Here is a 26,464-nt window from a genome sequence, read left to right as displayed (position 1 = left end):
GACAGTAGCACGGTTATATTAGCCGTCTATTCTTTCTTTGTGTAGATAGTACATATTCCTCTGCTTCTCTTTGAATCTCGTTCTTCGATTTGCCCTTGGTTCCTTGAAGCCATTCATCTATCTCAGATTTGAGGAACATGATGCGTTTGCCTCTCTTGTGAAACGGTATTTCCCGATTGCTTGTCCAGCAATATATGGTATGCTCTACCGGATGTGTTGGGAGATAAGCACATAATTCAGCAACCGTAAACCATGTTTCTTCTTTTTCTGATTGAACAAGTTCATATATACCATCAATCTTGTCTTCTAATGATGACAGCTTTTTCAGTACCCCCGTTATAGCGTTGGGAATATCTTCAAATCTTATACTATTTTCTTCCATGCTAATTATTTTTTATGATTTTTGATGCAAAGTTATGGGGAGACTGTCACTAAATAGAAAAAGTAACGTGATAGTAAGGCAGTATCAACCAAACTATCACGTTTTTACTTTCATTTAGCAGAATTATTGTGATTTATTCCTCTCTTAATATCTGTTCGATGGATTTGCAGATGGCATATTGACTTGCTGTCATGGAAACGTTTCTTCTTATCCTTGAAAGAGAAGAGGAAAGACAACTTGAAGTTATGAATTTCTCTGTTCCATCCTTTTTGATACTGGTTAAGAAGCGACCTTCTCCCATGACATATTGCCAATTATTGTTTATCAAATGGTATTGAGCCATAGCGTCAAACAGTACGGCTACATTACGTACATTCTTTACACGGATAGATGCGTCCAAGTCGCACTTGAATAGGCGACACAACTCGCTACGCACATCACTGTTGTCGGCAAAATCAAATATGTCGTGACTTTGGACAAGTTCTACCAACAAATCCATCTGTCTGTCTGACAATTGGCATCCCAAAGTGAGGATGGACGATTTCTTTCGGGTAAGGATTGGCAGACCAGTACCCACATGTTGAAGAAACAACTCAATAAGTTCCTGCTTGGAATAATCTTCTTTTTTCTTGATTATTGACACACACTTAGAGTCTCTAAACAAAGTACCAATAATGCCAATTGCCATCTGTCGCGAGTTCTTACAACGTGCACAATCACAGTCAATATATTGGTGACTGCGCTCAAATAGTTCTATGAAGTACTCTGTCTTCATATGATTCTTTTCAGCTTGAAGATACCAACTTCTTGCGATCTCAAACAACTCATACAGTTCTCTGTAGAAGTCTTCTGTACACTCCACATGTTTGTGGACACGCTTGCTCTCTTCAAAAAGAGAGAAGCCAAAAAAGGCTGTCTTTTTTCATTTTTATCTGTTTATTGTTATAAATGTTTGGTTTCCACGAAAGGTTAAAGTGCCAAAACAATAGCATCATTACATAGAATGTTGAAAATGAAAGGCACTAAAAACCACCTGTACAATAAAGGACTTATTGATACAAGTGGTCTTCTATACTAAGTGCTTACAAATGATAATCACTATTCATCTATGTCCAACTTAAAAGCTTCTGTAGCTTCATCTTTCTTCTTGTCAATTACTTTTGCGTAGATTTGCGTGGTTTTTACATTGGTATGCCCTAACATTTTGCTTACGGTATATATGTCTGTACCGTTAGCCAATTGTAACGTTGCATAGGTGTGGCGGAAGCAATGAAAGGTGATGTGCTTGGTAATCCCTGATGCTTTTACCCACCGTTCCAAAGGCCTAGATATCCATGAAGGGTCAGGCAGTCCGGCAAACACCAACAGTTCTCCGTCTTTCTTGCGCTCACCGCAAAGCTTGTATGCCTGTGGCGATATAGGCATGTATTCAACGCCCTTAGTCTTCTGCTGAGTGAAATTGAGACGGTACCCACCATTGTATTCTTCAACCTCTGACCATTTAAGCTTTTGAATATCGCTATGTCGCATTCCTGTCAGTGCAGAGAACAAGGCTGCCCGTTTTAGTATATCATCACACGGAGTCTTTGCCAATATATTAAGTTCTTCCAGTGACAGATACTCTCTTCGAGCACTCTGAAACATGATATTTTTAGCCTTGGCAGCAATATCACAATTCAGATAGCCATCCACGAAAGCTTGTTTGAGTGCCGCCTTGAAGATAGAGAAGTACGTCGATGCCGTATTCCTTGAAATAGTTCCTTTCTTAGAACCACCCTGCGGTGCCTTTATCAAGAAGGAACGGAATGCCTCAATATACTTCATGTCAATCTGCGAGAACTGTATGTAGTCACACTTGGCAAACATTGACAACAGTGTGTGCAATCTGCGCCAGTTGACAACTATCGATTCTGACGCAGTTTCCTCTCTTTCTTTGATTAACTTCTCAATATACTCCAGAACATTGCATTTTGAGCGTTCGCTTTGTTCTGCCATTTCCATTTGCTGGTCAGTAAAGAGAGCCATGTTGTCGTACTCTTTTTGACGCAGGACTCGAACGCCATCCGCATAAAGGCAAGTTTCCATATCTTGCTTGGATTTACACTGAATAACGCCATTGTCATCTCGCTTGGGCTTGTACTTTATTCTACCAGCAACGGCTCGCTCGCTTCGTCGTTTATCCCATATAGGGGTAGTAATAGACCTCCTGAGATATTCACGCACTCGTTTGGGTTTGTCATTTCCCGTCTCATAAACAGGATAAGCTTCAAGATAGATGAACCACTCATCTCTCCACTCACTTTTCTTTAATTTGACGGAGACTTTAGTATAATCTAATCTTTTCATAATGGTTTTATATCTTTATAAAGTTTGTCTATTGATTCCTTGTGAGCATACACATAATTACCGATTTGCCGGGTCGGTATTGAGTATTTTCGTATATGAGCATACACGGTGCTGTCATCCAGATGAAATTTCTTGGAAATCTCACCTATTGTATAGCAATCCTCTGGTTCCATGCGGTACATGGTAACTGGTTTCCTTGGCTTGGTGTCAAGCGGAGACTGTCTTAACGGAAACAGATTCATTAGTTCTCCTTTGCATACAAGTCGTATTCCTTTCTCTGGCTCAATGAAGGAAATCTTTTTCATGTAGATGAGCCTATAAATGGTTGAGCGGCTTGCACCAAACATAGCATACGCTTCCGTTATGCTGATATACTCTTTAGACTTGGGCATATTGCTTACAATCTTGTCCAGTTCAAGTTGGCGTTTTTCTTCATCATGCTTACGCTTCCACGCCACCTTGGAGCATTTGGGTGAACAATACCAGGACTCCAAAGTCCTTGCGAAGAACTCTTCTCCGCACACAGGACATTTCCGTACTATCTTATACTTTGCTACTGCCATAATTCATTCATTTTGTAGTTCTTAATATCTATTCTTCTCATCATATCTACTTTTTCTTACAGGTACAAATAAGGTACAGATGTTTATAATAATAACGCAAAGATAGCAATATTATTGTGTACGGCCAAAAACAAGAAAAGCGTGTAACTCATTGAGCTACACGCTTTCCATTTGATATTGTATTCTTATTTCTCTATGTGCTTATTTCACTTCCTCTGAATTTGGCTCCCGGATAAAGTACGGTTCCCCACAACCGTGCATCTTTATTGGCAAAGGCATCTTCCGGCCGACTGTACATGATGTAATTTCCGGATTCATCCTTAACTTTGATTGTGCCGTTGCGGTTGTCTTTGTATTCAAATGCTTCTACCAGATTTAATACTGCGCCGGAATAACAACGTTCCTGATCTTCTGCTAGAGAAGCGGGAATATTCTTTTGTGTGAATCCATGGGTGGCTCCTGGATATGCATAATCTTTGGCCCAGATCACTTCATGATTATTCTCTTTGACACAGACTGCATTATAAAAATTCTGTCCCAGATCATTAGGAACCGTTATGTCCAGGTTGTAATAGGCAGAAGCTTGAGTTATCACCTCTTTGGCTGCTTCCAATGCTGTTTCGTAATATGGGGTAGCCATTTCCGCCGGAATACCGACTTCATTTCCTTCTGTGCGTATAGGGGCAACCATCTTATTATTGTAGTTGGCCAATGATCCTGCATAAACGGCAGCACGTGCTTTTAACATCAGGGCAGCCCAGCGTGTGGCACGGGCGGCATTGGTGGTAGGCTTTGTAGGCAGGTAATTTGCAATAGTCGCACATTCATTGATGATATAATCGTAGACTTCTGATTCTTTGGAACGGGGAACAGCCAAACCTGAAACATCCATTCCTGCCTCATATTCGTATACGTTATCATTCACAATAGGTACACCGCCTAAACCTCTGCACATACTAAAATATGCCCAGGCGCGTAAGAAGCGAATTTCACCTTCATATCGCAATTTCTCTGTAGATTCAAGTACGGTTGTAGCTCTTAATCCCGCCAGGAACTGATTTAAATTGCGAATATATTTATATGGATAAACTCGCCATTGATTGTCACTGTATTCCTGCATGTTATCACGGCCACCATCGGTCACGCAACCGTCGTCCATTTTAGTAAAGCTGGCGGGAGTAGCAAAACTTTGTCCCCAATTCTCTGTATTTCCATAAAAACCGGCCAATACGGAGTTAATCATTTTAGCATCGCTGAAGATCTGGTCATTTGTCAATATCTGATCGGGATCACGATCTAAAAAATCAGAACAAGATCCTAATATCAAAGTTAAACCCAATAACAGGTATCCTTTTATATATTTCATTGCTTTTAGAATTTAAGTGTTAAACCCAGATTGATAATTCGCATACTTGGATAAGCTGTTCCGTTACCGGCTGAAACTTCCGGATCGATAGGTACATTGGTGAGTGTGAACAGGTTCTGTCCGGCAAGATATAACCTTAGACTGTTAATTCTGCATTTTTGCAGCCACTCTTTAGGGAAAGTGTAACCAAATTCCAGATTACGCAGTTTTAAGTAGCGGACATTGTACTTCCAGAAAGAACTTTCCCAATAATTACTGTGATTATTGGCATTGTTTCCGATTAGTAATGTCGGGTATTTTCCGGGAATCAAGTCACTGTTTGCATCAAAAATGTCGGCTAGTCTCCATGTATCTTCCATATAGTAAGCCGGGTTGTTTCCATTATTGTTAAATGGGATTTTTTGAATTAATGTCGGATTCCAGGTAGACATTCCCGCACCGGAGAAATCCAATGCTAAATCGAAACCTTTCCATGCGAATGCAAGGTTAAATCCAAAGTTCAGAACGGGTGTGGAGTCTTCTTTGTATCCGATGGGGCGTTTGTCCATATCGTTGATTATGCCATCCCCATTTTGATCGACATATTTGATATCACCCGGGCGTAATGTCGTATTTCCTTTCTGGTCATTGTCAATCGGCCACGACGCAATCTCTTCCCAACTTTGGAACTGGCCGTCTGCCTCGTATGCCCAGTTGACATTTCCGAAACGATGCCATGTAGAATTACGATATTCATCCCATGAATTACTGAACTTAGGATTATACTGTTCCCAGTTGTAGAAACGGGAATAGGTGAAATTGGCACTGATAGAATAGTGAAAGTCATTGACCTTATCACTCCAACGTGCAAGCAAATCATATCCGGTATGAACATTGGAATTGAGATTTTCCTTGGGACGCTCAAAGCCCACTTCTTCCGGAAGTAATACATCGTCACGGGAAGCCGGAATACCGGTTTTGATACGTCGGAAGAAATCTACGCTTCCTGATAAACGGTTGTTCAGGAAAGCAACGTCGAGACCAATGTCCAGAATTTTAGCCTTTGCCCATGAGAGCGTGGTAACAGGCAGGTTTCGTGGGGTAGTACCAATGATATAGGAACCGTCGATTACTCCTCCTCCCTGTTTGTAGTCGTAGCCTGTCATATAGTCGAAAGCACTGTAGCCGTCAACGTTGTCATCTCCTACCAATCCATAAGATCCCCGGATCTTTAAATCGCTGAAAATTGAAGCTATTCTTGATTCTTTCCAGAAGTTTTCTTCTGATATTCTCCAGCCTAATGAGGCGGAAGGGAAGAAACCCCAGCGATGATTGGGCGGGAATTTCCATGAACCGTCATAGCGTGCGGAGAAGTCTATCAGGTATTTGTTGGCGTAGTTGTAGTTGAAACGTCCCAGCCAGCCTAAACGTGCTTCCGTATTGTTACCGGTATCTTCGTATTTGTCAATCGTATCATAATAGATCAGATGCAATGAGTTGGAAGCCGGGATGGCATGCAGCCAAGACTTTGGGGTGTCTCTTTTTATTGCTTCAAAGCCGACAACTGCATTGATGGAATGTGCTCCGAATGCTTTTTCATAAGCCAGTTGAATGTTTGAAGTCAACTCTTCCACATAAGCATTCGTTCTTTCCCTCCAGGCACTGGCGCGTCCACCTACATCTACATATTCGTCCGTTGCTTCGTCATATCTATAGACACGATAGGTATATTCTTGATTGTTAAGTAATTCGCTTGCAAAATAATATCCGAACAAGGCTTTAGCTTTGAGTCCTTTGATAATTTCATATTCTGCGTTCAGGTTTAATTGGGCCATTCGCCAAGTGTCTTCAAAGGTTCCGCTTTTCTCAAAATTCAATAATCCGAAGTTTAAGCCATTGTCAGAGCCTACTGATGCCGGATAGTTAGGATTGTCATTGGCAAACGGGCGGACAGTCGGTAGATTGCGGTAGGTGGCCGCTGTCGGGTTTGAATAGTCGTCGGTTCCCGGTACACCCGGATTCTTCAACTGTTTGATACGTCCGTTCATGTTCATGCCGATTTTGAATTTATCAGTGACCTGTGCTTCGACATTCATTTGTACGTTGTATCGTTTCATACCGCCATAATTGCGAATGGCAGATTCCTGATTCATGTGTCCGACACTGAAATAATAATTGATCTTGTCCGAACCTCCGGAAACATTGGCATTGACATAATATTGCGGAGAAGTCACCCAGATGTAATCATACCAGTTAAATGGCACATATCCCTTTTCTGTACCTTGCCGCCATTTCTCCAGATCTTCTTTATTATATAAACGGGACGTCTTTCCCTGAATCGTTTCAGACTGTATGTAATTCTCTACATACGTTACGGCGTCTGCCGGTTCCGGTAAGCGTGATACATGTTGCCAGCCATAATAAGTATTTAGCGTAACTGTACTTTTGCTGTTTTTCTTTCCTTTCTTGGTGGTTACAACAATGACTCCATTAGCGGCACGTACACCATAAATGGAAGCAGAGGCGTCTTTCAGAATGGAAATGGATTCGATGTCATTAAAGTCAATATTATTGAATTGGCCTTCATCAGACTGCACGCCGTCAATTACAAATAAGGGTGTTCCCATGTTACGGATTTGCAAGGTAGTGGCATTTCCCGGGCGACTGTCTGTAGATCTGTAGTTCAATCCGGCTACCTTTCCAACTAATGCTCCGGAAGTGTTTACCGCTGAAGATCTGCCTATATCATCAGCTCCTATGGAGGCGATAGCTCCTGTCAGGGTGGCTTTCTTTTGAGCAAGGCCAAAGCCAGTCACTACGACTTCATTTAATAATTTGGTGTTTTCTGCCATTATGATTTTGACATTTGTCTTTCCGGAAACTACGGCCAGTTCCTTAGTCTCATATCCGATATAAGATACCTGCAGTTGTGATTGTACCGGAACTTTTTCTAAGGAGAAATTACCGTCAATATCAGTGATGGCTCCATTGGTAGTTCCTTTCACTAACACGTTTGCACCGATTATAGGATTGTTCGCTGTGTCTACTACACGCCCTGTTATGCTCTGTAATTTTGTCTGTTGTGAAGGCAATTCGTCAGATAATACAATCTGGAAATTAGGCTTAATCAGATAACTGAATGGAGCCTGCGAAGAAAGCTCTTTTAAAACCTTTTCTATACTGCTATTCTGTGCTTCGAGAGAGACTGCCTTATTGAGATTAGCCAACTCTTCATTATAGAAGAAACGATATTCACTTACTTTTTCTATCTGTTTTATCACTTTCTTCAAAGGTTTGTCTTTCATGGTGAGAGTGATTTGCCCCATGACACTTAGACTACTTGATAAAAATATAATAATATATAATATTCGGGAAAAGAGATGCTTGATGTTACTCATTTTATAGGAAATTAATCATTAAACAATAAAAAAGATGTAACTTTACAAGCTGAAAATCGGGTGTATATACCCTCTGACACTGCCTTCCGCCAGTTGTCAGTATCAGAGTGAGTTTCCAAGTTCCGATTTAAGCTTAAAGGAGATAGTCCTGACCTTGTCAGGCTATCTTTTTTTATTCTATCGGGGCTATTTCATACGCATTGGATTTTAAAGGTTAATAATTAGAAATATATTGGGTTACCTATTGCCTAGTATTATCGTGTCTCCACGAGTTTCATAAGTGATGGGAGAGGTTAGGCTAATTAGTTCGATTACATTATCAAGGCTATTGTTGCAGATCACTCCGGAGAAGCGGTGTTTTTTGATACGTTCGGATTTAAATATTATTTGGACATTATACATCCTGTTAAGTAGCACGGCAATTTCTTCCAGCGTTTCTCCATTAAAGACAAGATCATTGTTTCGCCACATTTTTGCATACGATGAATTATCCAGTTTATGCATTATCAGCTTGCCAGAACTCCGTTCAAATGTAGCGTTTTCGTCAGGAGAAAGAATAACGTTATCTCTATCGGAAGAAACACGGACCGAACCGGAAAAAAGTGTTGCGATGATTTGAGAGTCTTCCCGGTAGGCTTTTACATTAAAAGTAGTTCCTAAAGCTTCTACATTCATTCCCGCCGTTTCTACAATAAATGGTTTCTCCTTATCCTTAGCTACTTCGAAATATGCTTCGCCTGTCAATGACACCACTCGTTGGGTGGCTCCATAATTTGCATTGTAATGCAGTTGGGTATATGAATTTAGCCAGACGACTGTACCATCCGGTAAGGTAATATTTGCCCGTTGGCCTTTTCCTGTCTGGACAAGATAGCTCTTGTCCGTTACTGTGGGTTCTGTGAGAGAAACTGTATATAAATGACCTCCTATTCCTGCTCCTATGATTAAAAGAATGATTGCTGCATACTGGAATAAACGTCTGATTCGCATTGTCCGTTTCTGTTTGAGTCTATTCAACTCTTGTGCAGCATTATGCATTTGACTTTTGACCCGTTCAAACATACGTCCTTGTACTTCGGCAATGAGCTTGTTATTAGAGCCTTTCCAGGTTTCCTGATAATAGTTGGATAACTGTTCTTTTGCTTCCTGACTGTGGAGCCAGTCCGACAGTATTCGTTCTTCATCCGGAGAGGTTTCTCCCCGCATAAAACATTCTAATAATAATATATTCGTATTCTTCTCCATGGGCTTTTATTATGTATATCTCCATGGAGCCAAGAATCCTTACAGGGGGCAAAGATTTTACTCTGTATTTAACACTATTTAAAATTATAAGAAAGAAAAAATAGAGCCAAAGCTACAATTTCATTAGCTAATTTAGAACGTAAGAAATGAAGGGCACGATATAATTGCGTTTCAACTGTTTTTTCAGATAGAGACAATTGGGTTGCTATTTCTTTATTTGTCAGATGTTGTTTCCTGCTCATGAGGTAGATTTTCTTCCGGGAAGAGGGTAACTGTTCTACCAGCTCGTCTATATATTCTTGTAGGGAGTCGGTGTCAACGTCTATTTCAAAGTGCTTGTCGGCATCAGTTTGTTTGATTGAATCCAGAAAACGTTCCGAGAGCAGCCGCTTCTCTGTTTCTTTATATACCATGTTGCGTGCTATCGTGAAAAGATAGGCTTCAAAACCTTCTTCCGGTTTGATATCCTGATGTCTTTCCCAAATCTTCAGAAATACATTTTGAGTGAGGTCTTCTGCTAGTGTTCTATCATATAGAAGTGAATGAATAAAGTGGAATACACGTGAATTGTATTTCCAGAAAATAGTATCAAAGGCTTTCTCATCACCTTTTTGTAAAAGTGATAAAGTATGTGTATCTATTTTCTCTAAAAATTGATCCATATAATTTTGTGTTTTCAGTTTCTTTCAGAGAACATTTAGAGAAGCATAAGTCTCTTAATCGTTGTTTATAAGGGAAAATATATGCTCTTTTAATGTAAAGGTTTTAAATGGATGGCAAATATAAGGAACATTTTTTATTTTAAATTCTTTTTATAAAGAAAATATGTTGGTTGGTCGAATGTACGGAAAAGTGTATTTTATGAGATTGAATGAATAAGCGAGATGGGTGTTTCTATTGTAATAAAGGGTTATCTGATTATAAATAGTGAGGCCTGCAAATTCGATTGACTCAAAATTTGCAGGTCTCATCTTTTACTTAAAACTGATCCTTATATTAAAGACAATTTTAAAAAGTATTATCGAGGTAGATTATTACTCCACCCCTCTGTTTGTATAACTCCAAAACCTGAATTGACTTCAAAAGAAGGTATTGGGTACACAAATTTTGCGATGTTGAAATTAGTGTACGATCCATCTGCTACACTAATAATTTTGCCTAATCTTCTTGCATCAAAGAAGCGATGTCCTTCTTGAACCAGTTCTAATTTTCTTTCTTTATCAATGGCATCAATAACCGTTTGATCCTCTGCAATTTCACTGTCATCCAAGTCCGGGTTTCTTTTTGCAGCTACTTCCAATAGTTTTTCTTTGGCTTTGCCATAATCAGGAGTTGACTGTTTTGCATATGCTTCTGCCTGTATTAAATACATTTCAGGCAGTCTGAAAACCGGCAAATTAGAAATCTGATTATTGGTTGTAATACCACGCATTTTTCCACCAGTCCACGTATCGCCAAGAAGTGCCAGACGAATATCATTAGGTGAATATTCTGCTATTGTTGCGCTGTTAATAGACAAACCGTATTTATTCCATAAAGTATTCAGAGCATTAGCGGACAAATAATCATCTTCGGCTTTTGCTATAAAGAAAATGTCTTCTGTCGAAACAGCTAATGTCGTGTACATATTCTTATAGTCTTCTTTGGTTGATACAATTGTACCGCCACTTAGGGTTATTGCCTCTTGAGCCGCTGTAATAGCCCCTTCGTAATTTTTCATATAGAGTTTTACGCGAGCTTCAAGTGCAGCAACTGCAGCCGTATTCATATACTGTTTACCTACATTTTCAACAGCTTCTTTAGCATAATATTCTTTAGCTTTCGTTATATCATCAAGAATCAGGCTATAATTTTGTTCTACACTGACTCTTGACACCTGTGAATAGGCAGGGACGGGTTCAGTAACGTTCACGATACCTAATGTCGTTTTATTGGCTTCCGAATATGGCAAACCGAACATATTAGTCAAATAGAAAGAGCAGAGGGCTTTAATTGCATAGGCTTGAGCGATGCATCCTTCCACTTCTGCCAGATCCCCCTTTGTTACTTCTTTAAATGAAGCACCTTCTTTAATGATACGTGCACAACGGTCGATAGCCCAATATCCGTATGCCCATATTTCTTCTATGTATGAATTAGTATCCAGTATCTGATAGCGGAAGATGTCATAGAAATGAGACGTTGCAACGGAATGTGAAGTGATATCCGTTGGCGCATCTCCAATTGCTAATATATCACGTCCCAGAAAACGATATGAACCTAATGTGTAATATACACCATTTAGAGCATTCTGAAAATCTTGGGTAGTAACCAAGGCTTCTTCTGTCGGAACAGAAGTTGATGGCGTTTCTGTCAAGAAGTCATCGCATGCGGTGAATGAAATTGCCATCCAACCGGTTAATAAAGCAAATAATATTTTCTTCATTGTCATAAATTTCTAAAGTTATTTTTTTAGAAGCTGAGATTAAGACCGAACATGATATTTCTAGCTACAGGATATGCCCAAGACTGCATACCGGTAGATCTAGTTTGTGGATCAAATCCTATAAAATCTTTAGCAGTGATAGTGAACAAATTGTCAGCAGAGATATAAACTCTTAAATTGTCAATAGCCACTTTATTCATAAGGTTCTTTGGAAGAGTATATCCTAAAACCATGGATTTCATTCTTAAATAAGAACCATTCATTAAGAAACGGCTGGAATTAGTTTCTGCTCCCGAGTTGTCTCCAGCTACGAATTTGGGTACGTCGGTTATATCTCCCGGCTTTTGCCAGCGATTGTCATAAACATAGTTGGACACCGGGCCTAAGAAATAGTGTCCAACCTGCATGTCAAATGCAAATCCGGAGTTATACACTTTATTTCCCAGGGTGAAACTGGTATCAAAAGAGAAGTCAAAACCTTTGTATTTGAAATTCATTCCAAAGCCACCATAAAATTTAGGATCGGCGGAGCCTACAATTCGCTGACCGGCCTCATTTACATTTTTTGTTTTCTCATCCCCTTCTTGTCCTTTATACCACATTGCTTCTCCTGTTTCAGGATCCACTCCTGCATATTCCGGCATATAGAATGTATTATATGCTTCGCCAACTTTTCTGATAGTTAGAGTATTCTCAATTGGTTTTTCTGTGGCAAGTTTTATGATTTTATTTTTATTTGCCGTACCAGTGAAACGAACATCCCAACTGAAATCCTTATTTCTAAGTACGTTAGCGTTAATCAAGAATTCTATACCTTTGTTTTCCATCTCACCTACATTTTTCAGAATAGACCCGAATCCAGTTGTGTAAGAAAGTGGTACATCAAATATCATATCTTTTGTCCGTTGGTTATAATAGTCTACTTCGAGTGTCAGTCTTTCGAAGAAAACAGCATGGATACCGATATCGGCTTTCGCAACAGTCTCCCATTTAAGATCCGGATTGGCTATTTGGTAAGGAATAGCTCCAGGTTTGCCATTATAAGAATATCCATAATTATACAATCCCATTGCTGCATAATAACCAATATCCTGATTACCTACAGTTCCATAACTACCTCTGATAGTCAAATCTGTCAACCAGCTTTTGGTGTTTTCCATAAAGCTTTCGTTAGAAATACGGTATTTTGCTCCTATAGACCAGAAAGGAGCCCATTTGTTGTTTATACCAAATCTCGACGAACCGTCATAACGGAAACTGCCTGACAGATAATATTTATCATTCAAATTATATTCTGCATTCATAAAGAATGAAGAAAGAGTGCTTGCTTTGGTTGAAGATCCCGCCCCTGTTGGTTTGGAAGCATTGTCCAGTTCAAAAACAGCATCACTAGGATATCCACTGGCAGCTGCATAAATTGTTCTATAAGATATTTTCTGTGCTTCTTGTCCCAACAATACATTCAAATGATGCATGTCTTTGAAAGTGCGGTTGAAGTTTACGGTATTGGTAATGGTTAAGGTTGTTGCCCTTTCTTGGTTTCTTTGACCAAGCATACCGCTACCGGAATATTGAGGATTATAAATTGAACTGTAAAAGAACTCGTCCAAGTCAATCAGGCTCAATCCTGCATTTGTCTTCCATGTTAAGCCATCAATAATATTATAAGTAAAATATGGATTCACAACCAATGTAATCTGCTTTTGATTACGTTTATCACCTTTTTCTTTATCGTTAATAGCTACAGGATTATAATTAACATTTGTATTATATGTTCCGTCTTCATTGCGCACCTGTTCAAACGGACGGATGTCATATACTGCTACAATAGGATTAGTATATTGGCTTTCAGTCATCGTGTTGTTTATATCGGAGAGTGCTCCATTCACAGAAAGTCCATATCCTATCCGCCCGCTTTTTCCATCTAAACTAATACGTCCGCTATAGCGTTTCATTCCAGTTCCGATGACGATACCTGTATTCTGAAAATATCCTCCACTAATATAATAGCGCAAATTTTCATTCCCACCTTGAGCACTGATATCATATTCTTGTGAAAAACCATTTTGCAGAATCTCCTTCAGCCAATCCACACTCTTGATATTTTGCGTCAAGTCCACATTATACCAATCCATAACATAGGCATTCAGCCATTCAGCAGAAGTCATGCCATCTTCACCGTCATATCCTGCATTTGTTAGTCCTTCAGTCCAGATTTCTTTGTATTTATCCAGATTTGTCGTACGGTAATCATGATTTATCTTACCAATAAAGCTAGTTCCGACTTTTGCGTTCACATTAAAACGCGCTTTTCCCAGACTACCTTTTTTAGTAGTAACTACAATTACTCCATTCGCTGCACGAGCTCCGTAAATAGCCGTTGCTGTAGCATCCTTCAAAACTGTGATGGACTCAATGTCGTTAGGATTGATATTAGCCATCGGACTTGCTGCCATATCCCCTGTTCCGGCTTTGTTATAAGCTCCCATTTTGTCTGTGTAGATGGCAATACCATCAATTACATATAAAGGTTCAGTTCCGGAGTTCATTGAACCGACCCCACGAATAGTAGTAGAAGCATATGCACCAGGTTGTCCAGTCAAGCTGTTTACTTGTAAACCAGCAACTGATCCTTCCAAAGACTTCATAAAGTTTGCATCTGTTTTTTTCATCAAGTCCTTGTTATCCACCGTTTGGGCAGATCCCGTAAATGCCGCTTTTTTAGTTACCCCATATCCGGTTACCACAACCTCATCTATTAGCTGTGCATCAGATTTGAGAATCACTCGCAAATTGGGCTTTATCGCCACTTCCTGAGTCTGCATGCCGATATACGAAATCTGCAAAGTCTTTGCAGAACTTGGTACGTTCGACAAATTAAAATTACCATCTACATCTGTGATTGTACCCAGAGTGGTACCTTTTACTAACACAGAAGCGCCAACAACTGGCTGCCCGTCTTCTTCAGAAATCACAACGCCTGTGACCTTTTGAGTCTGGGCAGTTACTAGGCCTATGCCCACAAAAAGGCATGCCAATAACAGCATTAATTTTCTTTTCATAAATTCTCTCTTAAAGTTTAACTTTACATTATTTGTATCTTTACTCTAACAATTTGCAAATATATTAATAAAACTGAAACTAGCAATTATATTAATAAAAAAAGGTTGCAAATATAACATTTTGTTATTTTATAAGCTGTATTTATGCCGATAAGCATATTTTTCTCAATCAAAAGCGTTGATTACTAAAATAGCAATTGACACTTTGTATGAGCAAAATGCATCTTTTAATATTTCTTTTACTCGTTTTTAGTCATAAAACACCTTTAAAAGCCATTCTTTTTGCTTTTTTCGTAAAAAAGCGAATAAAAAAGTGGCATTTAATTTAAAGTTTTGTGAATACCAAGTGATTTGAAGATTTATTTTTTAGAGATATTAATGCTTATTCGCCTCTGATATAGCACAGAATTACGTCTAATTTGTTCTATTATTAATTAAAAAATGAAAGTATGGAAAAAATCAGTTACAACCTTGTGTTTAACAGAAAGAAGAGATTGAATAAAAGAGGAATGGCATTAGTTCAGGTAGAAGCCTATCTGAACAGGAAAAAGATGTATTTCTCCACCAAAATATATCTCAAACCGGAACAGTGGGATGCCAAACGAAAAATGGTGAAGAATCATCCTAATGCGAATGTTTTGAATCGTATGTTATATGAAAATATAGCAGCTATTGAGCAAACAGAACTTGGACTATGGCAACAGGGAAAGTCCATATCGTTAGATTTATTAAAAAATTCTATTGATAAACCCCTAAGCAACGGAAGGTCATTTTTGACTTTTTTTAAAGAGGAGATAGCTAATTCTTCTTTGAAAGAGAGTACCCGTCAAAATCACCTTTCCACACTTGAATTACTTCAGGAATTCAAGAAAGAGGTATTATTTACCGATTTGACATTTGAATTTGTGTCTTCCTTTGATAATTACCTGCAATCTAAAGGTTATCACCTTAATACTATTGCCAAACACATGAAGCATCTGAAACGATATATTAATGTTGCAATAAATAAGGAGTATATGGATATACAGAAGTATGCCTTTAGAAAATATAAAATTAAAAGTATAGAAGGAAGCCATACACACTTAGCTCCGGAAGAGTTGCACAAATTTGAGAATTTGCAGTTGATAGGAAGATATACGAGACTGCAAAAAACAAAAGATGCATTTTTATTTTGTTGTTATGCAGGATTACGATATTCTGATTTTACTAATCTGACCTCTGCAAATATTGTTGAGTTCCATCAGGAGACTTGGATAATATACAAATCTGTCAAAACAGGTATGGAAGTACGTCTTCCTTTATATTTATTATTTGAAGGTAAAGGAATCCAGATATTGCAACGCTATAAAGATGACCTCAACAGTTTTTTCAAGTTAAAAGACAATTCCAATATTAATAAGGAATTAAATATATTGGCAGGTCTGGCTAAAATTGATAAACGTGTATCGTTTCACACCGCCCGGCATACAAATGCTACCTTATTATTATATAATGGTGCCAATATAACTACTGTACAAAAACTATTAGGGCATAAAAGTGTAAAGACCACACAGGTATATGCAAATATAATGGATATTACAGTGGTGCGTGATCTTGAGAAAACTGCCTCTTCAAATAATAATAAGCACAAAGGCTAAACGAAAGTGTTCTGTTTTTAAGATTTGGTTTTAGAAATGGAAGGTATAATTTTCTCTAATAGAAGAAAGTGTGTATAATTAAATGAAAGGATATGCAATATAAGTTCCGAAAACGCATATACATAATCTAAATATACATTATTATTACGAATATTATTACTCGTCCCATTTAAAGGAATGACTCGTTCCTTTAAAAGGAACGAGTCATTGGTCATAGAGAAGCCTTTGCTTTCTTTAAAAGGAGAGGATTAAAAGCTAATTTATAAACTTGACGACCTCTAATAGCTACTAAAATTCGGTATTTCTGGTTCTACCATTTGTTCATCAGATAAATGACAAATGGTTCCTTTGATATAGTTATATGTAATTATGCAATCTATTTGATATAAAAAAAGTATATAATCATCCAATATGAATATTCATTAATCATATTCTCTGCGATTTTGAGGAAGATTTGAGTCCGCCCCTGCATATTTAAAAATATACAGTAATAAAATATGCATTTTTTCATTTGGAGTTTTTCTTTTTCATAGGTTATTGTTTACTAATGGATATATTATTATAATCAGTAATTATTGGATATAATTTAGAACAAGAAAACCCATCTTCAAGCGTTAAGATGGAAATAATTTTTAGTTTATATCATATAAGATAAGAGCTTAAACAATTAATTAATAGAAGGTTATGTCCTATTTTTGATAGAAATCTGGTATCATAAATCAGCAATTTAATATGTTTGACAGGTGTTTAACATATTGATAATCTGCACAATAACCACAACAAAAGATTTATTGTCACAAGAAAGTAAATAGGTATATATTGTTAGTAATCAATATATTATACTTGTATTTAGTTCTGCAAAGACTTTGCAGATTTCGTACATTGGTATGCAGACTCAAGAAGTAGCTATCAAATCTAATTTAAAGGTAGTACTTAGGTCTGATGCCCAGCAAATTGATGAAGTTGTTGTTACAGCAATGGGTATTAAACGCTCCGAAAAAGCATTAGGGTATGCTGCGACTTCTGTGGGAGGTGACAAAATTGCGGAGAGTCGTACTTCCGATGTTATGTCAAGTTTAGCAGGTAAAATTGCGGGGGTTCAGATTTCCAGTACTTCATCAGATCCTGGTTCTTCAAATTCTGTAATTATTCGTGGTGTTAGTTCACTATCGGGTACAAATCAACCATTATATGTAGTGGATGGTGTACCATTGAATAACTCTACAGTATATTCTACAGATGGTTTGAACAGCGGATATGATTTTGGTAATGGAGCAAACGCTATTAATCCGGATGATGTGGCAAACATGACAATTCTAAAAGGTGCGGCAGCAACTGCTTTATATGGTAGTCGTGCTGCAAATGGTGTAGTCATGATCACAACGAAAAGTGGACGAAAGAATAAAGGTGTTGGTATTGAGTACAATGGCGGTGTACAATGGTCTACAATTTTACGTTTACCGGAATTTCAGAATGAATTTGGTATGGGATGGAACGGTAACCATACGGAGTTGGAAAATGGTTCTTGGGGACCTCGTTTTGATGGTTCAATGCAATTATGGGGAAATGTGTATAATAACTCGCAAAAGTTGAAGCCTTATGTAGCAATGCCTGACAACATTAAAGACTTTTTTGATGCCGGGTTCAGGTATAGCAATAGCCTTTCATTTAATGGAGCAACAGACAAAAGTGATTATTATGTTTCTTTCTCTCAAATTAGCGACGATGGTATGATTCCAACAGACGCTGACAGTTATGACAAATATACCTTTTCCGCACGTGGCAGCCATAAGGTAGGCGCATTAACATTTTCTTCTTCATTAAACTATGCCTATCAGAAAAATAAGTTTGCTACTACGGGGCAAGGGCTCTCTATGCTGAACTCCCTCTATCAATCACCACGCGATGTCAGTATTATAGGGCTGGAAGACCAGAATGATCCGTTTAACACTCCGGGCTATTATTATACTCCTTATGGCGTGATGAATCCATATTATATTCTGGAAAATTATTTGAACGAATATGAATCTGAAAGATTTTATGGCAAATTCCAATTAGATTATGAATTCTTGAAATATTTCAAATTCACATATCGTATGGGATTGGATACTACAACCGGCCAGAGCGATAAAGGAAAACCTAATTTATATGCTCTTTATTACGAAGGAACACCCAACGGAGAAGGACAAGGTTCCAGTAGTCCATTCTCTGGTGAGACAGGACAATATACAGAACAGATAACCCGGCGTCGTGAAATTAATCAAGATATTATGGTTAATTTCAATATGCCGATCAGTGATTTTAATATCAATGCGTTAGTCGGATTCAATGGAAATGAGCGTAAAGTCTCTTACCAATATTCGGAGGTAAACGATTTGACTATCCCGACATGGTTTAACTTGAAGAATTCTGGTAAAACTCCAATTGTTGAACAACATTTGGAACTTAGACGTCTGATGGGTGTGTTCGGACAGTTTGAAGGTTCTTGGAAAAACATGCTGTATCTGACAGTTACAGCTCGTAACGACTGGTCTTCTACTCTTCCGAAAGGGAACCGCAGTTTCTTCTATCCGGGTTTTACCGGCAGTTTCATTTTCAGCGAATTATTAAATAGTGATTTAAGCAATATCATTTCTTTTGGTAAAATACGTGCCAGCTGGGGTAAAACCGGTAATGATGCTGATGTGTATATGGTTAATCCTGTATATGCACAATCTTCAAATAGAATACCTTTTGGATACCTCACCTTCCCGCTAGGAGGTGTCAATGCTTATTCGGCAGGTAACATTTTAGGTAGTAATACACTAAGTCCGGAAATGACGACAGAGGCTGAAATCGGTTTAAATATGGCTTTCTTCAAAAATCGCTTGTCTTTCGATGTTTCTTATTATAATCGTAATACTGACAAACAGATTTTTTCTTTAGCCATGGATCCGGCTTCAGGCTATACAGCGCAAAACATGAACTTAGGTAAGATACGAAATCGTGGTATAGAATTGTTAATTAGTGGAACCCCGATCAGAACTAAAGATTTCAGTTGGGAACTAACATGGAACTTTACAAAGAATTGGAGTAAAGTAATCAGTTTGCCTGAAGAACTGGGTGGTATTACAAATATTTATGGATTAAATGGGGGAACTAGTATGTACGCTATTACAGGAATGCCTGTCGGAGTATTCAAAGCACAAGTAGCTGAACGCGACCCTCAAGGACGAGTTGTTGTCAACTCTTCAACAGGTCTACCTGTTGAAGCTGGTGAGTTCGGAATCTGTGGAGATATGAATAATAAATATCAAATGGGCGTTTCTACAACATTGAGATACAAAGGTTTAAGCTTGGGTATTGACTTTGATATCCGTCAGGGTGGAGTCATGTATTCACGTACCAAAGATATTAATTATTTTACAGGTAATGCAATCCAGACTACTTATAACGATCGAAATCCTTTTATTGTGCCAAACTCTGTAAATAAGATTGTAAATGGAGATCAAATTACTTACGTAGAAAATACAACGCCCATTACCAGTTCTAATATTTATAAATACTGGGGCGACGGAGGTTCCGATCTGGGAAGTTGCTTCCTTGTAGATAAATCGTATGTAAAACTTCGCTCTGTAGTATTAGGTTGGGATTTGCCAAAAAGATGGCTGGCCAAAACACCTTTTCAGGCAGTGAAAGTTTCCGCATATGGTAATAACTTATTCATCTGGACCCCATCCAGCAATACATTTATTGATCCCGAAATGACTTCATTTGGCAATGATCTTGAAGGTAACTATGGAGAATACACAGCTAATCCTAGCTCACGCCGTTTCGGTTTCAACTTAATGGTTAAATTTTAAACAGGAATAAATATGAAGAAAATATTATTATATGCATCATTGGCAACAACGGCATTATTTACAAGTTGCGACTTGGATATCAACAACGACCCGAACTATCCGATGAACGATCAGGTAACAGCCGACTTGATATTCCCTTCCATTAGTGCTTCTATCGCTTCGGCAGTAGGAGGAGAAATTTATAATTATGCAGGCTTTTTCGCCCAATACTATGAACAAAAGCCGGAAGCGAACCAATACAATACTTTATGTGAGTACACTTTTACAGAATCATCACAGCAAATGGACTATTCATATAGAATCTTGTTTGCAGGTGCTTTAGAAGATGCCAAACAGGTTTTGGAAAAGACGACCAATCCGGCAGACCGTTTTGCCACCACTATCTTGAGAGCGTACGCTTTTCAAATAATGGTAGACAATACAAGCGACTCGCCTTATTCTGAAGCCTTGCAAGGGAATGCCAATGCAACACCCAAATGGGATAATGGCGAAACTGTATATAGAGGCGTATTGGATGAAATGGATGCAGCAGAGTCAGTCTTGGATGGAAGTGGTATGGACGTACCGGATTTGGTGTTCAATAAGGATCTTGCTCAATGGAAAGGATTTGCCAATGCTCTCCGTCTTCGTATGTATCTACGTTTCATTGATGCCAATATAGACGTTGCCTCTTACACAGAGAAAGTGAAAAATCTGGTACAAAACAATGAATTCTTTACCGGAGATGTTAAATTAGACTGCTTTGTAGATGAAACAGACAAACGTAATCCATGGTATAATACAAATGCAGTAGGATTGACGGGTAATCATTGCGCTGCATATCCGCTGATTTCTTATTTGAATAGTACAGGAGACCCACGTATTGCCTATGGTATTAACAAAACGGATGCAGATGGAAAATATGTCGGACAACTTCCTGGAGGAAAAACACATATGCAAAGCATATTGGGTACTGATAATTGGAAAAATAAAAATGTAAGTGCTATTGATTATTCCATCGGTCCAACAAAACCTGTTTACTTTTTTACTCAGGCTGAATTACAATTCTTAATAGCAGAAGTTTATATTCGCTTTCTGAATGATGACGCAAATGCGAAAAGTGCATATGAAGCAGGGGTAACTGCTGATTTTGCTGTTCGCGGATTTACAGGACAAGAGAACACTATCTTAGAGGGAGCATGTGCATGGTCTACAGCTTCCACATCAATTGAAAAACTGAATTTGATTTATATGCAGAAATGGGTTTCTCTTTTCTATATGGACCACATGGAAGCATGGAGTGAGATCCGACGCACAGATTGTCCGCAACTATCTTCTTATTCGGCAGCACAGATACAAGCTAATGAATCAATATACACTCCGGGAGATTTAGTTGCACCATGGACCAATGGGCTGGAAGCAGGCGGGCTGATGAAACGGATGACTTATCCGTTAAGTGCACGTCAACAGAATGCAAATACTCCTGCAGGGGTACCGGGAAGTACTCCTATCTGGTGGGATATCAAATAAAAAATAACTTAGCAAGTTTTACATATGAAAAAAATAGCATATAGCATATTGATATGTTTGTCGTTTGTCTTCGGGTCTTGCGACAAATCAACGGATGATACCTCCAAGGTTACCTACTTCGTAACGTTAGAAAGACTGGGTGACACAAAGATTGTTTTAGAAAAAGGGCAACCTTATGTAGAGCCTGGATACTACGCAGAAATGAATGGGGAAGATATCACATCATCCGTAGAGATAAAAGGAAATGTTGATGTAAATACCCCGGGTATTTATAACTTAGTGTATGCGGCATATAATGAAGATGGTTTTGCCAAAACCTTTACGAGAACAGTATATGTGGCAGATAATACTCCTTCTCCACTACAGTCCGGGATTTATACTTTGGCTGAAGGAAGCAAACGGACAGTTCCTTCAGTTGTGGCTTTTAGTGGATATGAGATTGTAATATTTCAAATAGAACCGGGAATATTTTATATCACGGATTTCTTGGGAGGCTGGTATGATCAGCGTACAGGCTACGGACCAGATTATGCAATGGTTGGAAAATTTGAATTAAATGAAGACAATACCATTACTCCTATAGAAAGTTATGTTGCAGGCTGGGGAGACTCTATGGATCAAATGACTAATACATCGTTGGATCCTGCAACAGGAACTTTGAGATGGAGCATCGATTATGCCGGTCAATTATCTTTTGATATTATAGTAAAAAAATAAAAATATGATTATGAAGAAATATATGATATTGCTTTTGGCTTCACTGGCTTTTACAGTTGTGGCATGTGATGACGACACAGAACCAGGTGGTACTGCTATTGAAAAAATGGCTGGTGACTGGTGGGTTACAGTGAATGCAATAATTGATGGAGAAGAAGTAGAAGACCCATATGGTGCCGGACATATACAAATGAGTACTTATAATACCGCTAGCAACAGTAATACTGAAATGTGGTTGGATGATTTAAATAATTTTTGGGAGTATAAATTGAAAGTGAATGTGAACTATGCCGAGCGGACTTTCTCAACTCCTGATTTTGTGAACAATGTTATTTATGAATCTAAAGTAAAGATCAGTGATGGGAAAGTATTAGAGAATGCAGCGACAACTCCTAGTGGTATGCCTGCTGATAGTATTGTATACATGGTACAGTTTGATGACGATGAAAATGGATTAACTTATAAAGTTTCCGGATTCCGTCGTACTGGATTTCCTGCTGACGATTTCTAATTAGAAAACCGTACAATCATATAAAAGGCTACTTCGAATTTCGGAGTGGCCTTTTATATCTCATAATCATTAAATATATAAGGAGAAAAAGTTTTGCAATATTTACAAGAGGTTTATCTCCACTAGAATAAAAAGAGCAAACTACATTTTTATTGAGAGGTTTACTAATATCTGACTAATTATATACAAATGAAGATGCCTGAAAACAGCAAGATACTACTTACCCTATATAAATATTTTTAGTTAAACTATTATTTACCTGATTATTAACTCATTGTGTGTTATTTGGGTAGAGAAATAGTATCACATATGCAAAATGAACTGTTCGCGTTTTTTCTTGTAATCAGCTGTTAATTAAATATCTAGTTCATTATTAATCAAATAATACTTTTTTTTTCACGTGTTTGCGTGAATGATAACTGTTTAGCATTCAATATATTACAAAATTATTAGTTCTGCAAAGACTTTGCAGATTTCGTACATCGGTATGCAAACTCAGGAAGTGGCTATCAAGCCTAAAATGAGGGTGGTAATGAAGACTGATGCAGAAGCATTGGACGAAGTGGTAGTCGTAGCTTATGGTACGGCTAAGAAAGAATCATTGACAGGTTCCATTTCAGTGGTTGATTCAAAAAAGATAGAAAAGCGTCTTACCACTAGTGTGACCGGAGCGCTTGAAGGGTCTGCACCCGGTGTTCAGGTAAATAATACATACGGGGAACCGGGTAAAGCGCCTTCTATCCGTATACGTGGTTTCGGGACATTGGTTTCAGGAGCTTCCGATCCATTGATTGTTGTAGACGGTGTGCCTTTTGATGGAAATATTGCTGAATTGAACTCTAACGATATTGAAAGCATGTCTATCTTAAAGGATGCCGCTTCTGCCGCTTTGTATGGAAATCGTGCTGCTAACGGTGTTGTGTTGATTACAACAAAAAGCGGGCGTGGCTCGGATAGACCAACTATTACTTTGCAAATAAATCAAGGTATTTATAATCGTGGTATTCCGGAATATGAACGGCTTGGCGCTAATCAATGGATGGAAACATCATGGATGGGGTTGAAAAACTATGCCATGACCGGTAGCTTGGGATATAACGAAGCTGATGCCGCAGATTATGCCACAAAGAATATTATAAAGGGGTATGCGCGTCGCAATATTTATGATGCTCCTGACGATGCTTTATTCGATGCCAATGGCAAACTGATAGCCAATATGTTACCAGGGTATGATGACCTTGACTGGGCAAAGGACATTGAACGCAATGGATACCGTCAGGAATATAACTTATCCGCCAGTTCCTCTTCCGAGAAACTGAATGTTTATTCCTCTATTGGTTATCTGAATGAAAAGGGATATATCATTGCTTCCGGTTACGAACGTTTCTCCGGACGTATTAATACTGTTTATACTCCAAACAAATGGTTGAAAGCGGGGGTTAACTTAAACGGGTCTATAACTAAGAGAGATTACAATGACAATGCTACCGGAGATTATTTTGCCAATCCGTTTTATACTGTTCGTTATATGGCTCCGGTATATCCGTTGTTTATGCACAATGCCGATGGCTCTTATGCTTTGGATGAATTTGGTGAAAAGCAATATGATGTTACTTCTTCTTATTTGAGTAATCGTAATATTGCTTACGAATTGCGTAATAATAAGGAAGAAAGCCGTCGCAATGTATTGGGTGGACAAGCATTTGCTACGATTAATCTGCCGTATGACTTTTCAGTAACAGCCAAGGGGGATATGAGCAACAGCACTTCGAACAATAAGAAATATGATAACCCCAAAATTGGTGACGGTGCCACAAACAATGGACGGTTGACTAACTATGCTTACCAGTATACCAATTATACTATGCAACAATTAATAAACTGGAATCATACTTATAAGAATATACATAATGTGGATGTGATGCTGGGGCATGAAAATTATAGCTGGCAGCGTAAAGTGACCTATGGAATGAATACGGGTATGGCTGTCGATGGTAATCTGACGATGGGTAATTTCCTTACTAATTCTTATTTCGCTGGTTATGATGACGAATATAAAACAGAGTCTTATCTAGCGCGTGCACGTTATAACTATGATGAGCGCTATTTTATTGAGGCTTCTTTCCGTCGTGACGGTTCTTCCCGTTTCCATCCGGACAATCGTTGGGGGAATTTCTATTCATTGGGTGCAAGTTGGAATGTGAAGCGCGAAGCTTTTATGCAGAATATCGACTGGGTAAACCATTTGAAACTTCGCGCATCGTATGGCGAAGTGGGTAACGACGCAGGCGTAAGTTATTATGGTTATATGGCATTGTATACTATTGACAAGAATGCTAATGAGGCCGCTTTGTTGAAAAAATCTTTATCGGCTCCGGATATCAAATGGGAAACTACCCAGACATTCGATTTCGCTTTGGAAGGTCGTTTGTTCGATCGTTTGAATTTTGAGATTGGCTATTTTGACAAACGTTCCAAAGACTTGTTGTTTGAAGTGAGACTGCCACTTTCGGCTGGTTCCTATCCTTGGGTGGATGATGGTGCACCGATGAACCTTACTCAATATCGGAACATTGGTACGGTGTCTAATCGTGGTTTTGAAATTTCTTTGGATGTGGATGCCGTCAATAAAGGAGACTGGAAATGGAATATCGGAATGGACGCTACTTTTCTGAAGAATAAGGTGATTAAATTGCCGGATGGAAAAGATATCTTGCACGGTAGACAAAATTATTCGGAAGGTCATTCTATTTATGAATTTTATACCTATCATTTCGTTGGAGTTGATCAAATGACCGGACAGTCGCTTTATACCCTTGATCCTGATAAAAAGGATGCTGCTGCGGAAAATGATGCGCTGACTACGATTAATGGTACGGATTATACGACTATAACTTCTTATGGAAAGCGGGATTGGGCAGGCTCTGCGTTACCTACGGTTTATGGTTCTGTACGTTCTACGCTTACTTGGAAAGATTTGAGCATGAATGTTTTGTTAACCTATGGTTTGGGTGGTAAAGTGTATGATGGTAGTTATCAGGGGTTGATGGGCTCATCAGTGATGTCATCAGGTTCCGCGTTGCATAAAGATGTGTTGAAATCATGGAATGGAGTTCCTGAAGGAATGACTGCTACATCTGCTGACCGCATTGATCCTAATGGAACACCCGCTTATGATTTTAACCGCGCTTCTGATAACAACGCTGTGAGCGACCGTTGGTTGGCAAATGCTTCTTACTTGGTATTCAAAAATTTGAATTTGTCTTATAGTTTACCGAAGAAATGGTTGAATCATTGGGGGATTGGTGGATTGACATTGACTGCCGGTGTTGAAAACCTCTTTACAGTTACTGCGCGCAAGGGATTGAATCCGCAATTCTCATTTAATGGTGAATATGATGATACTTATGTAACTGCTCGAGTTTATAACTTGGGGCTGACTGTCAAATTCTAAAGACTGGAACATTTAAAACAATAAGAAT

14 protein-coding genes and 2 pseudogenes are annotated in these 26,464 nt (G+C 38.5%); 6 read left to right on the top strand and 10 right to left on the bottom strand.

All coding sequences use genetic code 11. The features are described from left to right. Window positions 1-13 precede the first annotated feature (13 nt). From AB3G73_RS12165 to AB3G73_RS12120, 10 genes are all read right to left on the bottom strand, one after another. Window positions 14-382: a helix-turn-helix domain-containing protein gene (locus AB3G73_RS12165; RefSeq protein ID WP_004320284.1), complete on the bottom strand. Its 369-nt coding sequence runs from the start codon at window positions 380-382 to the stop codon at window positions 14-16. 133 nt (window positions 383-515) lie between these two features. Next, a complete protein-coding gene (locus AB3G73_RS12160) occupies window positions 516-1,157 on the bottom strand; it encodes a hypothetical protein (RefSeq protein ID WP_005812872.1) in 642 nt (213 codons plus the stop codon). Between the two features lie 323 nt (window positions 1,158-1,480). Continuing rightward, window positions 1,481-2,728 carry a site-specific integrase gene (locus tag AB3G73_RS12155; protein ID WP_005812874.1) on the bottom strand — a complete coding sequence of 416 codons (1,248 nt, stop codon included), beginning with the start codon at window positions 2,726-2,728 and terminating at the stop codon, window positions 1,481-1,483. Next, entirely contained in the window at window positions 2,725-3,291 is a 567-nt protein-coding gene (locus AB3G73_RS12150) for a hypothetical protein (protein ID WP_005812876.1), read from the bottom strand. Before AB3G73_RS12150 ends, AB3G73_RS12155 begins: the two co-directional genes overlap by 4 nt. 193 nt (window positions 3,292-3,484) lie before the next feature. Continuing rightward, on the bottom strand, window positions 3,485-4,657 hold the full coding sequence (locus AB3G73_RS12145) for a RagB/SusD family nutrient uptake outer membrane protein (protein ID WP_367745038.1): 1,173 nt from the start codon (window positions 4,655-4,657) through the stop codon (window positions 3,485-3,487). 5 nt (window positions 4,658-4,662) lie between these two features. Continuing rightward, a complete protein-coding gene (locus tag AB3G73_RS12140; RefSeq protein WP_217721291.1) occupies window positions 4,663-8,034 on the bottom strand; it encodes a TonB-dependent receptor in 3,372 nt (1,123 codons plus the stop codon). A gap of 237 nt (window positions 8,035-8,271) precedes the next feature. Further along, entirely contained in the window at window positions 8,272-9,279 is a 1,008-nt protein-coding gene (locus AB3G73_RS12135; protein WP_195649176.1) for a FecR family protein, read from the bottom strand. A 74-nt stretch (window positions 9,280-9,353) separates the two neighbouring features. Beyond that, a complete protein-coding gene (locus tag AB3G73_RS12130; RefSeq protein WP_074638704.1) occupies window positions 9,354-9,941 on the bottom strand; it encodes an RNA polymerase sigma-70 factor in 588 nt (195 codons plus the stop codon). Window positions 9,942-10,297: 356 nt separating this feature from the next. Continuing rightward, the gene (locus AB3G73_RS12125) at window positions 10,298-11,710 is read right to left on the bottom strand and encodes a RagB/SusD family nutrient uptake outer membrane protein (protein ID WP_366517156.1); all 1,413 of its coding nucleotides are present in this window, start codon (window positions 11,708-11,710) and stop codon (window positions 10,298-10,300) included. Window positions 11,711-11,730: 20 nt separating this feature from the next. Beyond that, window positions 11,731-14,766 carry a TonB-dependent receptor gene (locus AB3G73_RS12120; protein ID WP_148365292.1) on the bottom strand — a complete coding sequence of 1,012 codons (3,036 nt, stop codon included), beginning with the start codon at window positions 14,764-14,766 and terminating at the stop codon, window positions 11,731-11,733. A 449-nt stretch (window positions 14,767-15,215) separates the two neighbouring features. Here AB3G73_RS12120 and AB3G73_RS12115 point away from each other — a divergent pair, with 449 nt between their 5' ends. The 6 genes and pseudogenes from AB3G73_RS12115 to AB3G73_RS12090 form a co-directional block, all read left to right on the top strand. After that, a complete protein-coding gene (locus AB3G73_RS12115) occupies window positions 15,216-16,403 on the top strand; it encodes a site-specific integrase (RefSeq protein ID WP_148365291.1) in 1,188 nt (395 codons plus the stop codon). 833 nt (window positions 16,404-17,236) lie between these two features. After that, window positions 17,237-20,245, top strand: a pseudogene (locus AB3G73_RS12110) (SusC/RagA family TonB-linked outer membrane protein); the annotation flags it as partial. 12 nt (window positions 20,246-20,257) lie between these two features. Next, window positions 20,258-21,754 carry a SusD/RagB family nutrient-binding outer membrane lipoprotein gene (locus tag AB3G73_RS12105; protein ID WP_195649173.1) on the top strand — a complete coding sequence of 499 codons (1,497 nt, stop codon included), beginning with the start codon at window positions 20,258-20,260 and terminating at the stop codon, window positions 21,752-21,754. Window positions 21,755-21,778: 24 nt separating this feature from the next. Further along, on the top strand, window positions 21,779-22,471 hold the full coding sequence (locus AB3G73_RS12100; RefSeq protein WP_074637983.1) for a BT_2262 family domain-containing protein: 693 nt from the start codon (window positions 21,779-21,781) through the stop codon (window positions 22,469-22,471). Window positions 22,472-22,481: 10 nt separating this feature from the next. Then, on the top strand, window positions 22,482-22,982 hold the full coding sequence (locus AB3G73_RS12095; protein WP_074638015.1) for a lipid-binding protein: 501 nt from the start codon (window positions 22,482-22,484) through the stop codon (window positions 22,980-22,982). A gap of 445 nt (window positions 22,983-23,427) precedes the next feature. Next, a pseudogene (locus tag AB3G73_RS12090) lies at window positions 23,428-26,436 on the top strand (SusC/RagA family TonB-linked outer membrane protein); the annotation flags it as partial. Between the last annotated feature and the right edge of the window lie 28 nt (window positions 26,437-26,464).

Source organism: Bacteroides sp. L008, assembly GCF_040812255.1.
Classification (GTDB): Bacteria; Bacteroidota; Bacteroidia; order Bacteroidales; family Bacteroidaceae; genus Bacteroides; species Bacteroides vicugnae.
Note: the sequence above shows the minus strand (reverse complement) of the source record. Positions and strands in the feature narration are given on the sequence as shown.